Genomic DNA, 14,090 nt, shown 5'->3' with positions numbered 1-14,090 from the left:
GAACACCGGCCGCAGCGCGGTCCCTCATGCAGTGCGATGCACCATATGATCGCTTTTCATGGGAGAGGTCCGATTGGCCACCGACGATTCCGGGCGCGGCACCGTCCGGTCACCGAGCACCGTCCGGTCACGGCGCAGCGCTGCATTCGCCATCTGGTACCTGCGCGTCGTGTCGTTCATCAATTTCCTGAGCGCCGTCTGGGTCACCCTCGGCAACGATCTTCGCCGCCACAACACGGAGAACTACTTCACCCCCTACCTGCTCACCGCGGGCTTCTCCTCCGGGGTGGTCGCACTCTTCCTGGCGGTCACCATGCGCCGCCGCAAGCGGGCCGCCTGGATCGTGAACATGGTGGTGAGCGGCCTGCTGCTGCTCCTCTTCGCCCTGGTGATCGCCTTCCCGGAGGTCCGGCGGTATCCGCAGAACTGGATCTCGCTGACGCTGACCGCCTCCTTCGTCCTGGCGCTGATCCTCGGCCGGCGCGAGTTCTACGCGAAGGGCGACCGGTCCAACCCGAAGCTGGCGGCCGTCGTCGGGATCGGCGGGCTGCTGGTCACCTCGCTGATCGCCACGGGCCTGGTCGCCCTCACCAACACCGCGCCCGACGACTACCGCGCCTCCTTCCTGGACCGCTGGCGCTACGGGGCGCTGAGGCTGGTCTCGGTCGCCGACAACGACGCCGCTTTCCCCGGGATCACCACACCCGGCTGGGTCGACGTCACCATCAACGTGCTCTCCACGCTGCTGCTGATCGCCGTCGTGTACGCGGCGTTCCGGGCCCGCCGGGCCGTCGACCCGATCACCCCCGAGGACGAGGCCCGGCTCCGGGCGCTGCTCGACAGGCACGGCGACCGCGACTCGCTCGGCTACTTCTCGCTGCGCCGGGAGAAGAGCGTCATCTGGTCCCCGAGCGGGAAGGCCGCCGTCGCCTACCGGGTGGTGGGCGGGGTCTCGCTCGCCTCCGGTGACCCCATCGGCGACCCGGAGGCCTGGCCCGGGGCGATCGAGCCGTGGCTGGCCGAGGCCCGCGAGCACGGCTGGATCCCGGCGGTGATGGGGGTGAGCGAGGAGGGCGGCACCGTCTACGCACGGCACGGCCTGGACGCACTGGAGCTGGGCGACGAAGCGATCGTGGAGACCGCCGAGTTCACCCTCGAAGGGCGGGCGATGCGGACCGTCCGCCAGGCGTACAACCGGGTCCGGCGCGCCGGGTACGAGGTGACCGTCCGCCGCCACGCGGACATCCCCGAGGCGGAGATGGCCGTACTGGTGCGGCGGGCCGACGACTGGCGCGACGGGGCGACCGAACGCGGATTCTCGATGGCGCTCGGCCGGCTCGGCGATCCGGCCGACGGCCGGTGCGTGATGCTCGAATGCCGCAACGCCCCCACCGAGGAGGGTGCGCCGGGCGAGCTGCGCGCCGTACTGAGCTTCGTGCCCTGGGGGCCGAACGGCCTCTCGCTGGACCTGATGCGCCGTGACCGGGACGCCGAGAACGGGCTGATGGAGTTCATGGTCATCGAACTCCTCCAGCGCGCCCAGGAGATCGGGATCACACAGGTCTCGCTCAACTTCGCGATGTTCCGGTCCGTCTTCGAACGGGGCTCACGGCTCGGCGCGGGTCCGGTGCTGAGGCTCTGGCGCTCGATGCTCAGCTTCTTCTCGCGCTGGTGGCAGATCGAGTCGCTGTACCGCGCCAACGCCAAGTACCGGCCGATCTGGGAGCCACGCTTCATGCTGTTCGAGAAGAGCTCGGACCTGCTGCGCATCGGCGTCGCCGCGGGCCGCGCCGAAGGGTTCCTGGAGGCGCCGGGCCTGCCCAAGTGGCTGCACCGCTCGCACCTCGGGACCGGCGGATGAGTCCCGTGCGCGCGCTGCGCCGGGCAGCCCGCCGCGAGTGGGCTCCGCTGCTGACGACCGTACGCGCGGCGCTCGCGGCCGAGCGGCTGCGAGCGGTCCCGATGACGATCGCCGCGGTCTGTCTGACGGCTCTGCTCCATACGCTGCAGAACCGGTCGTGGGGGTTCGGGGTGGTGCACGGCCTCGGGGCGGTGCGCGCCGAGGACCCGCTGTGGGTGTCCCTGCTGCGTACGCCGTTGTCGCTGTTCGTGCCGGCGCTGGATCTGCCGGTCTGGGGGGCGCTGGTGCAGATCCTGGTGGTGTTCGGCGCCGCCGAGATCTGCCTGGGCCGGCGGCGCACGCTGCTGATCGCGTACGTGGCGACGCTGACCGGGACGCTGTACGCGCGGATCGGTGTCGCGCTCGGCCCGGACGGGCTGTTCGGGCTGCCCGCCTCGGACGCCCGGATCGTCGACACCGGGCCGTCGGCGGCGGTGGTCGGCATCGCCGTCTACCTCTGTTACGTCCTGCGGGCCCGCTTCACCGGGGCCCTGGTGACCGCGGCGATGGTGGCCGAGGTGGTGCTGAAGAACAATCTGGCGGGCAAGGAGCACCTGGTGGCGATCGCCGCGGTCCTCGCGCTGTGCGCGCTCACGGCCCGCCGGGACCGGCGCCGGGATCAGGACTTGCGTCCGGGGAGCGGCACCCGGTCCGGTGCGCCGCCGATCAGATCCTCGAATCTGCGCCGCGGGCCCACCCAGCGCACATCGTGGTGATACGCGCGCAGCACCGACCGGGCACGGGCCCGGTGGCGGTTGCGGTAGAAGCGCCTGGCCCACATCGAGGTCGGCCGGGCCAGCCGGACCGCCCCGATCAGCGCGACGAACGGGACCAGCGTGCCGACGACCGCGAGCCGCGCCTTGCCCTTGAAGAGCGCGATCAGCACGAAGCAGAAGTTGACGACCAGGGTCAGGATCACACCGAGCCGGTCCTGCTGCTCGTCGTTGCTCAGCTCGTTCACGCCGAGTGGTGAGAACCCGGCCAGGACGAGCAGTACCAGCGCCGCGGTGAGGACCACCACCTCCACGCTCTGGCGGCCCTCCTCGGTCCAGTACACGTCGTCGAGATGGAGGATCAGGGCGAATTCGTCCAGCACCAGCCCCGCGCCCACGCCGAAGACCACGGCGCAGACCCCCGCGCTGAGGCCCTCCCGTCCGCTGGCGACCGCGCCGAAACCGCCGACGACGCTCAGCACCACCCCGGGGACCACGTGGTGGATGTGCATCCCGCCGGGTGTGATGTTGCGGAACGGGCCCTTCCCCGCCCGGATCATCCGCGTGATGACCCGGGTGATCGCGAAGGTGAGCACGAAGGCCGCCAGAGCCAGGAGCAGCGGCAGCTTTCCCGGCTCGACGATGTTCCGTTCGAACCAGTGACCCATGCCACCCACTCCTGATAAGCCGCTTCTGTCATGGTCTGTCGCGTTACGGGCAATCTATCGGCCGGGCGCACCGATTAGCCTGCGCGCCGTGACCTCCCTGAACAGCCACGGCATCCGTTTCGCCTTCGGCACCCTGACCGTGCTCCCCGTCCGCGTCACCCGCTGGGACCGGGAGGCAGCCCGCGCCGGGATGCTGTGCGCGCCACTGGCCGGCCTCGTCGTGGGGCTGCTCGCGGCGGCGGCCGGCGGCCTGTCGCTGCTGCTCGGAGCGGGGCCGATGCTCGCCGCGGTCGCCTCGGCGGCCGTTCCCGCCGTGCTGACCCGGGGTCTGCATCTGGACGGTCTCGCGGACACCGCTGACGGCCTGGGCAGCGGCAAGCCCGCCGACGACGCGCTGCGGATCATGAAGCAGTCGGACATTGGGCCGTTCGGTGTGATCACCCTGCTGCTGGTGCTGCTGGCCCAGGTCGCGGCGCTGTACGAGCTGTACGGGCGGAGCTGGGCGTACGGCGCGGTGGCGGCGGCCGTCGCCGCGGTCACCGCCCGGCTCGCGCTCACCCTGGCCTCCCGCCGGGGCGTGCCGTCGGCCCGCCCGGAGGGGCTGGGTGCGGCGGTGGCGGGCACGGTGACGGGGCGGGGCGCGGTGGCGGTCGGGGCCGTGGTGGTCGCGGGCTGCGCGGGTGCCGGCGCGCTGCTCGGCGGGTACGGGGCGATCCATCACGCGCTGGCCGCGGTGGCCGCGCTCGGGGTCGCCCAGCTCCTGCTGCGACACTGCGTGCGGCGCTTCGGCGGGGTGACCGGCGATGTGTTCGGCGCGCTGGCGGAGACGGCGGCGACGGCGGCCCTGGTGGTCCTGACGTTCGGTTAGCCGTTCTGCGCGCGACCCTTCGGGCACTCCTGGCGCCACACGCCGAGTTCGTACTTCTTCAGCAGCGAGCTGAGCCCCAGCCGCCGCGACCCGGCGCAGAACCGGGCGACGGGCAGCTCGTACTCGACGTGGAACACGGCCTTGCCCGCCTTCACGAACGGGGTGAGCTTCTCGCACTCCTCGTACTGCGCGCACTGCTCGTTGACCGCGAAGTCGAAGTCCGGCTCCAGCTCCGGGATCTGCCCGAGGTCGTTCTTCAGGCCGACCGCGAGCCCGTGGCGGTGGGCGATCCGGGCGATCAGCCGGTTGTAGCGCAACTGGTCGGCCGCTGTCAGCGGGAAGCCGGTCCGGTTGCGGTAGCCGTCCATGTTGTCGGGCTCCACCGCGTCGAACCCCTTCTCGGCGCACATCTCGATCCGCCGCTCCATCAACGGCTCCAGGATGTCCGTGCGGCGGATGTCGAGCCAGTACTCCCCCTCCCAGCCGTTGCTCCTGCCGCGTACCGAGGCGGGGAACTTCCCGGCGTCCGGACGGAAGTCCTCCCAGGCGCCGGTGGAGAGGTAGCAGATCACCTTGCGGCCCCGGCGGTGCAGATCAGCGACCGCCGCGGCCTTGTGGTCGAAGCCGTCGATGTCGTACACCGGGACGTCCACCGTCGGATCCAGCCGTCCGGAGAGCTGCCACTGCCAGCCGGTGCCGGGCTCCGGGCGCCAGCGGTCCTTCCCGGCGGGTCCGGGCGCCGAAGTGCAGCCGGCCAGCAGGGCCAGCAGAATCAGTACGGCGACGGGCAGCGCCCATCGCCCTCCCGTCACGCGTGCGAACCCACGGGCGCGCATGGTTCTCCTCCCGCGGGTCCGGCACCTCCAACGACCCTATGTCCACCGCCGTTTCCGGCCGCACGGACCCCGGCCCTGACGCCCGGGACCGGAGCCGTGGCTCCACAACGAGCCATCCACGGCCCGCCGCCGTGTTCCGGCACCAAGGGCGCGCGTAGGCTCATTCCCGGCACATTGCGGCGGCGTCTACGATGCGCCGGGCACGGTCGGCCCACCCCTCGACCGACAACGAACTCAACGGAAGCGAGATTTCACCACCGTGACTGCTCTCACTCTCAGCACTGCCGGTGCGACGACGCTGCGCGCCGACGCACTCGTCGTCGGCGTCGCCAAGGGCTCTGGCTCCAAGTCCGGGAACCTGGTCCTCGCACCGGGCGCCGAGGCCGTGGACAAGGCGTTCGACGGAAAGCTCGCCACCGTCCTGGAGGCCCTGGGCGCCGCGGGTGCCGAGGGCGAGGTGACCAAGCTCCCCGCGCCCGACGGCCTCAAGGTCCCGGTCGTCATCGCGGTCGGGCTCGGCTCCGTCCCGAAGAAGGACGAGGCGTACGACGCCGAGGCGCTGCGCCGCGCCGCCGGCTCGGCCGCCCGCGCCCTGACCGGCTCGAAGAAGGCCGGCTTCGCGCTGCCCCTCGAGTCCGCCGAGGACGCCGGGGCGATCGCGGAAGGCGCGCTCCTGGGCGCGTACGCCTTCACCGCGTACCAGGGCGGCGAGAACAAGCTCGCCCCCAAGGGCAAGAAGAACGGCAACGGCTCGAAGCTGCCGCTCGGCGAGGTCGCCCTGCTCGGCACCAAGCCCCGCGACAAGGCGTTCAAGGCGGCCGCCGAGCGCGCCGTCGCGCTGGCCGAGGAGATCAACCGCGCCCGCGACCTGATCAACACCCCGCCGAACGACCTGTACCCCGAGTCCTTCGCCGCCGTGGCCACCGCCGCGGGCAAGGAGCACGGCGTCAAGGTGCAGGTCCTGGACGAGAAGGCGCTCGTCAAGGGCGGCTTCGGCGGCCTGCTGGGCGTCGGCCAGGGCTCGACCCACGGCCCGCGTCTGGTCAAGCTCGCCTACACGCACCCGAAGGCGGAGAAGACCCTGGCCCTGGTCGGCAAGGGCATCACCTACGACTCGGGCGGCATCTCGCTGAAGCCGGCCGGCCACAACGAGACGATGAAGTGCGACATGAGCGGCGCCGCCGCCGTGTTCGCCGCCGTCGTCGCGGCCTCCCGCCTCGGCCTCCAGGTCAACGTGACCGGCTGGCTGGCGCTCGCCGAGAACATGCCGTCGGGCAACGCCACCCGCCCCGGTGACGTGCTGCGCATGTACAGCGGCAAGACCGTCGAGGTCCTCAACACGGACGCCGAGGGCCGGCTCGTCCTCGCCGACGCGCTGACCCGCGCCTCCGAGGAGAACCCGGACGCGATCGTCGACGTGGCGACCCTGACCGGCGCGATGGTGCTGGCGCTGGGCAACCGCACCTTCGGCATCATGGCGAACGACGACGCCTTCCGTACCTCCATCCACGAGATCGCCGAGGAGGTCGGCGAGGCCTCCTGGCCGATGCCGCTCCCCGCCGACCTGCGCAAGGGCATGGACTCCCCGACCGCCGACATCGCCAACATGGGCGAGCGGATGGGCGGCGGCCTGGTGGCCGGTCTGTTCCTGCAGGAGTTCGTGGGCGAGGGCATCGCCTGGGCGCACCTGGACATCGCCGGTCCGGCCTTCCACGAGGGCGCGCCGCACGGCTACACGCCGAAGGGCGGCACCGGCTCCTCGGTCCGCACGCTGGTCAGGCTGGCCGAGCGCACCGCCGCCGGAGACCTCGGCTGAGGCTTCGACCGTGACGGTACGGCCCCGGGCATAGGCCCGGGGCCGTACGTGTTACGCCCATGGCATCGCCGCATGGATCCGGCCGGTTTCGCTCTCGACGAAATCAGTAGGGGTCTACGCAGCGGTAACCCCCTGAGACGGATGATCATCCGTCTCAGACCCGGGCCCCGCGTCCCGCTCACCGTCGACAAGTGCGAAGATGGGTTCTCGGCAGGACAGGGCCCCCACCACAGGGCCGAATAACAACAGCGGCCGAACACCAGCCGACCGGCCGGTCATCCCCCAGCGACGGGGCCCGGCGTACGGCGCACATGCATGGAGGACGTGACGTGGCGAACGACGCCAGCACCGTTTTCGACCTAGTGATCCTCGGCGGTGGTAGCGGCGGTTACGCCGCGGCCCTGCGCGGAGCGCAGCTGGGCCTGGACGTCGCTCTGATCGAGAAGGGCAAGGTCGGCGGCACCTGCCTGCACAACGGCTGTATCCCCACGAAGGCCCTGCTGCACGCCGGTGAGATCGCCGACCAGGCGCGCGAGTCCGAGCAGTTCGGTGTCAAGGCCACCTTCGAGGGCATCGACATCGACGCCGTCCACAAGTACAAGGACGACGTGATCTCGGGCCTGTACAAGGGTCTGCAGGGTCTCATCGCCTCGCGCAAGGTCACCTACATCGAGGGTGAGGGACGGCTCTCCTCCCCCACCTCGGTGGATGTGAACGGCCAGCGCGTCCAGGGCCGCCACGTGCTGCTCGCGACCGGCTCCGTGCCGAAGTCGCTGCCGGGCCTGGAGATCGACGGCAACCGCATCATCTCGTCGGACCACGCGCTCAAGCTGGACCGCGTCCCGAAGTCCGCGATCGTGCTGGGCGGCGGCGTCATCGGCGTCGAGTTCGCCTCGGCGTGGACGTCCTTCGGCACCGACGTGACGATCATCGAGGGCCTGAAGCACCTCGTCCCGGTCGAGGACGAGAACAGCTCGAAGCTTCTTGAGCGCGCCTTCCGCAAGCGCGGCATCAAGTTCAACCTCGGTACGTTCTTCCAGGGCGCCGAGTACACGCAGGACGGCGTCCGTGTGACCCTTGCCGACGGCAAGACCTTCGAGGCCGAGGTGCTGCTGGTCGCCATCGGCCGCGGCCCGGTCTCGCAGGGCCTGGGTTACGAGGAGGCCGGCGTCGCGATGGACCGCGGCTACGTCCTCGTCGACGAGTACATGCAGACCAACGTGCCCACCATCTCGGCCGTGGGTGACCTGGCCCCGACGCTCCAGCTCGCGCACGTCGGCTTCGCCGAGGGCATCCTGGTGGCGGAGCGGCTGGCCGGTCTGAAGACCGTTCCGATCGACTACGACGGTGTTCCGCGGGTGACGTACTGCCACCCCGAGGTCGCCTCCGTGGGCATCACCGAGGCCAAGGCCAAGGAGCTCTACGGCGCGGACAAGGTCGTCGCTCTGAAGTACAACCTCGCGGGCAACGGCAAGAGCAAGATCCTCAAGACCGCGGGCGAGATCAAGCTCGTCCAGGTCAAGGACGGTGCCGTGGTCGGCGTCCACATGGTCGGTGACCGTATGGGCGAGCAGGTCGGCGAAGCCCAGCTGATCTACAACTGGGAGGCGCTGCCCGCCGAGGTCGCGCAGCTCATCCACGCCCACCCGACCCAGAACGAGGCGATGGGCGAAGCCCACCTGGCACTGGCCGGCAAGCCTCTGCACTCCCACGACTGATCTGTCGACCGGGCGCGACGACCGACCACTTCCGCACTTTCGTAAGGAGCAACTGAAACCATGTCGGTTTCCGTAACCCTTCCGGCGCTCGGCGAGAGCGTCACCGAGGGCACTGTCACCCGCTGGCTGAAGGCCGAGGGCGAGCGCGTCGAGGCCGACGAGCCGTTGCTCGAGGTTTCGACCGACAAGGTCGACACCGAGATCCCGGCCCCCGCGGCCGGCATCCTGGCGGCCATCAAGGTCGCCGAGGACGAGACCGTCGAGGTCGGCGCCGAGCTGGCCATCATCGACGACGGCACCGGCGCGCCCGTGGCCGCCGCGGCTCCGGCCGCCGAGCCCGCGGCCGCCCCGGCCCCGGTCGCCGAGGCCCCCGCCGCGGCTCCGGCCCCCGTGGCCGAGGCCCCGGCCACCGCTCCGGCTCCGGCCGGCGGCGCCGGTACCGACGTCACGCTCCCGGCGCTCGGCGAGAGCGTCACCGAGGGCACCGTCACCCGCTGGCTGAAGGAGGTCGGCGAGGAGGTCACGGAGGACGAGCCCCTCCTGGAGGTCTCCACGGACAAGGTCGACACCGAGATCCCGGCCCCGGTTTCCGGTGTGCTTCTGGAGATCGTCGTCGCCGAGGACGAGACCGCCGAGGTCGGCGCCAAGCTCGCCGTCATCGGTGCCGCGGGTGCTGCCCCGGCCGCCGCTCCGGCTCCGGCCGCCCCTGCCCCCGTGGCCGCTCCGGCTCCGGCTCCGGCTCCGGCTCCGGCCGCCGCTGCCCCCGCTCCGGCCGCCCCCGCGCCGGCTCCGGCCCCGGTGGCGCCCGCCGCCCCGGTCGCCGCTCCGGCGCCCGTGGCCGCTGCTCCGGTCGCCGCTCCGGCTCCGGTCACCCCGGCCGCCCCGGCCGCGACCCCCGGTGACGACGGCGCGTACGTCACGCCGCTGGTCCGCAAGCTCGCCGCCGAGAACGGCGTCGACCTGGGCGCGGTCAAGGGCACCGGCGTCGGTGGCCGCATCCGCAAGCAGGACGTCGTCGCCGCCGCGGAGGCCGCCCGGGCCGCCGCAGCCGCTCCGGCCCCCGTCGCCGCTGTGCCTGCCGGAGGCCATGCCGCCGCGTCGAAGGCGCCGAAGCTGGAGGCGTCCCCGCTGCGTGGTCAGACGGTCAAGATGACCCGCATGCGCAAGGTCATCGGCGACAACATGATGAAGGCCCTGCACTCGCAGGCCCAGCTGACCTCGGTCGTCGAGGTCGACGTCACCAAGCTGATGAAGCTGCGCAACCGGGCGAAGGACGCGTTCGCCGCCCGCGAGGGCGTCAAGCTGTCCCCGATGCCGTTCTACGTCAAGGCGGCGGCCCAGGCGCTGAAGGCCCACCCGGTCATCAACGCCCGGATCAACGAGGACGAGGGCACCATCACGTACTTCGACTCGGAGAACATCGGCATCGCCGTGGACGCCGAGAAGGGTCTGATGACCCCGGTCATCAAGGGTGCGGGCGACCTGAACATCGCCGGTATCTCGAAGAAGACCGCCGAGCTGGCCGGCAAGGCCCGCGGTGGCGGCCTGACGCCGGACGACATGTCCGGTGCCACCTTCACCATCAGCAACACCGGCTCGCGCGGTGCGCTGTTCGACACCGTCATCGTGCCCCCGAACCAGGCAGCCATCCTGGGCATCGGTGCCACGGTCAAGCGTCCGGCGGTCATCGAGACCGAGGAGGGCACCGTCATCGGTGTCCGCGACATGACGTACCTCTCGCTCTCCTACGACCACCGTCTGGTGGACGGCGCGGACGCCGCCCGCTACCTGACCTCGGTCAAGGCGATCCTGGAGGCCGGTGAGTTCGAGGTCGAGCTCGGCCTCTGAACACCGCGGCTGTAACCAGCCTCACCAGCGGCGCCCCCGTCCGGAACACTTCCGGACGGGGGCGCCGCCGTATTGTCTAGACACCACCGGTCGCCCCGGCAATCGATGGTGCGGACAAGCACCGGTTTGCCCCGAAGGAGCCCCTCATGACCCCGCCCGTCGTCCACTCGCTGCGCGAACAGATCCGCGAGCACATCGTGGACGGGATCGTCAGCGGGCGCTGGAAGCCCGGTGAGCGGATCGTGGAGCGCCGGATCGCCACCGAGCTGGAGGTCAGCCAGACGCCCGTGCGCGAGGCGCTGCGGGAGCTGGAGACGCTCCGGCTGATCGAGTCGGCGCCCAACAAGGGCGTACGGGTCCGCAATCTGACGGCCGCCGACCTGGAGGAGAGCTATCCGGTACGGGCCGGTCTGGAGCAGATCGCGGCGGAGCTGGCGGCGCCGGCCCTCGGCGAGGACTGCTCGCGCCTCACGCCGTACGTGACCGCGCTCTACGAGGCGGACCGGCTGGCCGACGGCGAGGCGCAGGTACGGCACACCGTTGGCTTCCACCGCGAGATGGTGCGGGCCGCCGGGAACGCGGTGCTGCTGCACACCTGGGAGGGGCTGGGCATCGAGGTGTTCACCGCCCTGTCGATCCGGTGGCTGGGCACGGTGCAGAAGTCGTACGCGGAGGAGCACGAGGCGCTCATCGAGGCGTTCCTGCGCAAGGACCCGGACATCGGGGTGCTGGCCAAGGCCCACGTCCTCGGCTGCGCGCCGCGCGCCTGAGGGCCGTACGCATCTGTCGTAGGGGGTGCTCGCCTGTGCAGGTGGGCGCCCTTTTTACGCATAAAGTCCCGTCACTCCGTGCCCCCTTTCGCGGCACCGCATGCCACTTTTCTTCATATCGAGAAGTTTTGCCCTTCACCCTTTGATCGATCATCGATCGGCGACTTACAGTTCACTCCGCGGGCCCACCGGCCCCATCGCCCTGTCCTGCCAGTCAGGGCCTTCTCCACCCCCCTCCTCTCCGGAAGGCGGCGATCATGACCGACCCCGTAGGAAAGCTTCCGAGCGAGCTCGACCAGCTCCCGGACCGTGACCCCGAGGAGACCGCCGAATGGGCGGCCTCCCTGGATGCCGTCACCAAGGCCGCGGGCCCGCACCGGGCCGCGTACCTGATGCGTCGCTCGCTCGAACACGCCGAGGGCGCCGGTCTCGCGCTGCCCAAGCTGCTGGAGACCGACTACGTCAACTCCATCCCGACCGCCGCCGAGCCCGCGTTCGACGGTGATCTGGAGATGGAGTCCAGGATCACCGCCTGGAACCGCTGGAACGCCGCCGCGATGGTCACCCGCGGCTCCCGCTTCGGTGTCGGCGGCCACATCGCCACCTTCGCCTCGGCGGCCTGGCTGTACGAGACCGGCTTCAACCACTTCTTCCGCGGCAAGGAGGGGGACGGCTCCGGCGACCAGCTCTACATCCAGGGCCACGCCTCCCCCGGCATCTACGCCCGCGCCTTCCTCGACGGACGCCTCAGCGAGCAGCAGCTCGACAACTTCCGCCAGGAGGCGGGCGGCGACGGTCTGCCGTCCTACCCGCACCCGCGGCGGCTGCCCTGGCTGTGGGAGTTCCCCACCGTGTCGATGGGCCTCGGCCCGCTCTCGGCGATCTACCAGGCGCGCTTCAACCGCTACCTCGCCAACCGCAACATCAAGGACACGTCGAACTCGCACGTCTGGGCCTTCCTCGGCGACGGCGAGATGGACGAGCCCGAGTCGACCGCCGCCCTCGCGCTGGCGGCCCGTGAGGGTCTCGACAACCTGACCTTCGTCATCAACTGCAACCTGCAGCGCCTCGACGGCCCGGTCCGCGCCAACTTCCGGGTGGTCCAGGAGCTGGAGGGCGCGTTCCGCGGCGCCGGCTGGAACGTCGTCAAGACGCTCTGGGGCAATGCCTGGGACGAGCTGTTCCGGCTGGACACCACGGGTGCGCTGGTCCGCCGGCTCCGCGAGGTCCCGGACGCGCAGTTCCAGACGTACGCCACCCGCGACGTCGCCTACATCCGCCAGCACTTCTTCGGTGCCGAGCCTGCCCTCGCCGAGCTGGCGAAGCTGCTCACCGACGCGAAGATCGCCGAGTGCTTCTACACCTCGCGCGGCGGCCACGAGGCCCGCAAGGTGTACGCGGCGTACCGGGCCGCCGTCGAGCACAAGGGCGCGCCGACCGTGATCCTCGCCCAGACGGTGAAGGGCTTCACGCTCGGCAAGGGCTTCGAGTCCAAGAACGCCAACCACCAGATGAAGAAGCTCTCGGTGGACGAGTTCAAGGACATGCGCGAGCTGCTCGGACTCCCGATCCCGGACAGCGCCTTCGCCGACGGCCTGGTGCCCTACGGCCACCCGGGCGCCGACTCCCCCGAGGTCCGTTACCTCCAGGAGCGCCGCGCCGCCCTCGGCGGTCCCGCCCCGGCCCGCCGGGTCCACGCCGTGGCGCTGCCGCAGCCCGAGGAGCGGGCGTTCGCCGCGCTCAAGAAGGGCTCCGGCAAGCAGGAGATGGCCACCACCATGGCCTTCGTCCGCCTGGTCAAGGACCTGATGCGGGACAAGGAGACCGGCAGGCGCTGGGTTCCGATCGTCCCGGACGAGGCCCGTACCTTCGGCATGGAGTCGCTGTTCCCGTCGGCCGGGATCTACTCCCCGCTGGGCCAGACGTACGAGCCGGTCGACCGCGACCAGCTGATGTACTACAAGGAGGCCAAGGACGGCCAGATCCTCAACGAGGGGATCACCGAGGCCGGGGCCATGGCGGACTTCATCGCCGCGTCGACGTCGTACGCGACGCACGGCGAGACGATGATCCCCTTCTACATCTTCTACTCGATGTTCGGCTGGCAGCGGACCGGCGACCAGATGTGGCAGCTCGCCGACCAGCTCGGCAAGGGCTTCATCGTCGGCGCCACGGCGGGCCGTACGACGCTGACCGGTGAGGGCCTCCAGCACGCGGACGGCCACTCGCAGCTGATCGCCGCCACGAACCCCGCGTCGCTCAACTACGACCCGGCGTTCGCGTACGAGATCGCGGTGATCGTCAAGGACGGTCTGCGGCGGATGTACGGCCCCGAGGCCGAGAACGTCTTCTACTACCTGACGGTCTACAACGAGCCGAAGCCGCAGCCCGCGATGCCGGAAGGCGTCGAGGAGGGCATCGTCAAGGGCCTGTACCGCTTCAAGGAAGGCACGCCTGCCTCGGCGGACGCCCCGCGGGCCCAGCTGCTGGCCTCCGGTACGGCGATCCACTGGGCGCTCCAGGCGCAGGAGCTGCTGGCCTCGGACTGGGGTGTCACGGCCGACGTCTGGTCCGCCACCTCCTGGGGCGAGCTGCGCCGCGAGGCGCTGGAGTGCGACGAGGCGATGCTCCGCGGCGAGCAGCGGGTGCCGTACGTGACCCGGGCGCTGGAGGGCGCACCGGGGCCGGTCGTCGCGGTCAGCGACTGGATGCGTCAGGTCCCGGACCAGATCAGCCAGTGGGTGGAACAGGACTGGTCCTCGCTCGGCACGGACGGCTTCGGCCTCTCCGACACCCGCGACGCGGCCCGCCGCCACTTCGGTGTCGACGCGCAGTCGATCGTGGTCGCGGCACTGGCCCAGCTGGCCCGCCGCGGCGAGGTGTCCGCGTCCTCGGTCAAGGAGGCCCGGGAGCGGTACGGGCTGTGATGCCGGGGCGGCCGGGTGCGCCCGGC

Annotated in this window: 10 protein-coding genes; 8 read left to right on the top strand and 2 right to left on the bottom strand. The window is 71.1% G+C overall.

All coding sequences use genetic code 11. The features are described from left to right. Positions 1 to 58 precede the first annotated feature (58 nt). Positions 59 to 1,861 (top strand): phosphatidylglycerol lysyltransferase domain-containing protein, encoded by a 1,803-nt coding sequence (locus OHA19_RS29050; RefSeq protein WP_405711919.1) that lies wholly within the window; start codon positions 59 to 61, stop codon positions 1,859 to 1,861. Beyond that, positions 1,858 to 2,616, top strand: coding sequence for a hypothetical protein (locus OHA19_RS29045; RefSeq protein ID WP_405711921.1), 759 nt, complete (start codon positions 1,858 to 1,860; stop codon positions 2,614 to 2,616). Before OHA19_RS29050 ends, OHA19_RS29045 begins: the two co-directional genes overlap by 4 nt. Here the strand turns inward: OHA19_RS29045 and OHA19_RS29040 are convergent. Continuing rightward, entirely contained in the window at positions 2,520 to 3,281 is a 762-nt protein-coding gene (locus OHA19_RS29040) for a hypothetical protein (RefSeq protein WP_405711923.1), read from the bottom strand. The two genes, OHA19_RS29045 and OHA19_RS29040, sit on opposite strands and share 97 nt — an antisense overlap. Before the next feature lie 88 nt (positions 3,282 to 3,369). Between OHA19_RS29040 and OHA19_RS29035 the strand changes: the two genes are divergently transcribed. Beyond that, the gene (locus OHA19_RS29035) at positions 3,370 to 4,149 is read left to right on the top strand and encodes an adenosylcobinamide-GDP ribazoletransferase (protein WP_405752182.1); all 780 of its coding nucleotides are present in this window, start codon (positions 3,370 to 3,372) and stop codon (positions 4,147 to 4,149) included. On the opposite strand, the gene OHA19_RS29030 is transcribed toward OHA19_RS29035, so the two are convergent. Further along, positions 4,146 to 4,985 carry an endo alpha-1,4 polygalactosaminidase gene (locus OHA19_RS29030; RefSeq protein WP_405752179.1) on the bottom strand — a complete coding sequence of 280 codons (840 nt, stop codon included), beginning with the start codon at positions 4,983 to 4,985 and terminating at the stop codon, positions 4,146 to 4,148. The two genes, OHA19_RS29035 and OHA19_RS29030, sit on opposite strands and share 4 nt — an antisense overlap. A gap of 259 nt (positions 4,986 to 5,244) precedes the next feature. On the opposite strand from OHA19_RS29030, the gene OHA19_RS29025 reads away from it, so the two are divergent. The 5 genes from OHA19_RS29025 to aceE all read left to right on the top strand — a co-directional run bounded on the left by OHA19_RS29025 (position 5,245) and on the right by aceE (position 14,064). After that, positions 5,245 to 6,801: a leucyl aminopeptidase gene (locus OHA19_RS29025; RefSeq protein ID WP_405711929.1), complete on the top strand. Its 1,557-nt coding sequence runs from the start codon at positions 5,245 to 5,247 to the stop codon at positions 6,799 to 6,801. Positions 6,802 to 7,130: 329 nt separating this feature from the next. Next, positions 7,131 to 8,519: a dihydrolipoyl dehydrogenase gene (gene lpdA, locus OHA19_RS29020; RefSeq protein ID WP_353788513.1), complete on the top strand. Its 1,389-nt coding sequence runs from the start codon at positions 7,131 to 7,133 to the stop codon at positions 8,517 to 8,519. A gap of 60 nt (positions 8,520 to 8,579) precedes the next feature. Continuing rightward, positions 8,580 to 10,367 (top strand): 2-oxoglutarate dehydrogenase, E2 component, dihydrolipoamide succinyltransferase, encoded by a 1,788-nt coding sequence (sucB, locus tag OHA19_RS29015; protein WP_405752177.1) that lies wholly within the window; start codon positions 8,580 to 8,582, stop codon positions 10,365 to 10,367. A 146-nt stretch (positions 10,368 to 10,513) separates the two neighbouring features. After that, a complete protein-coding gene (locus OHA19_RS29010) occupies positions 10,514 to 11,137 on the top strand; it encodes a GntR family transcriptional regulator (RefSeq protein WP_124718089.1) in 624 nt (207 codons plus the stop codon). Positions 11,138 to 11,394: 257 nt separating this feature from the next. Continuing rightward, positions 11,395 to 14,064 carry a pyruvate dehydrogenase (acetyl-transferring), homodimeric type gene (aceE, locus tag OHA19_RS29005; protein ID WP_405752174.1) on the top strand — a complete coding sequence of 890 codons (2,670 nt, stop codon included), beginning with the start codon at positions 11,395 to 11,397 and terminating at the stop codon, positions 14,062 to 14,064. Positions 14,065 to 14,090 lie beyond the last annotated feature (26 nt).

The organism is Streptomyces sp. NBC_00012 (assembly GCF_045040875.1).
Lineage (GTDB): Bacteria > Actinomycetota > Actinomycetes > Streptomycetales > Streptomycetaceae > Streptomyces.
The sequence above is the reverse complement of the archived record's forward strand: the minus strand, read 5'-3'. Positions and strand labels throughout refer to the sequence as shown.

Excerpts from the sequence above, each read along its gene's own strand:
- OHA19_RS29050 (WP_405711919.1), top strand. The coding sequence starts at position 59 with ATGGGAGAGGTCCGATTGGCCACCGACGATTCCGGGCGCGGCACCGTC.
- OHA19_RS29045 (WP_405711921.1), top strand. The coding sequence starts at position 1,858 with ATGAGTCCCGTGCGCGCGCTGCGCCGGGCAGCCCGCCGCGAGTGGGCT.
- OHA19_RS29040 (WP_405711923.1), bottom strand. The coding sequence starts at position 3,281 with ATGGGTCACTGGTTCGAACGGAACATCGTCGAGCCGGGAAAGCTGCCG.
- OHA19_RS29030 (WP_405752179.1), bottom strand. The coding sequence starts at position 4,985 with ATGCGCGCCCGTGGGTTCGCACGCGTGACGGGAGGGCGATGGGCGCTG.
- sucB (WP_405752177.1), top strand. The coding sequence starts at position 8,580 with ATGTCGGTTTCCGTAACCCTTCCGGCGCTCGGCGAGAGCGTCACCGAG.
- OHA19_RS29010 (WP_124718089.1), top strand. The coding sequence starts at position 10,514 with ATGACCCCGCCCGTCGTCCACTCGCTGCGCGAACAGATCCGCGAGCAC.
- aceE (WP_405752174.1), top strand. The coding sequence starts at position 11,395 with ATGACCGACCCCGTAGGAAAGCTTCCGAGCGAGCTCGACCAGCTCCCG.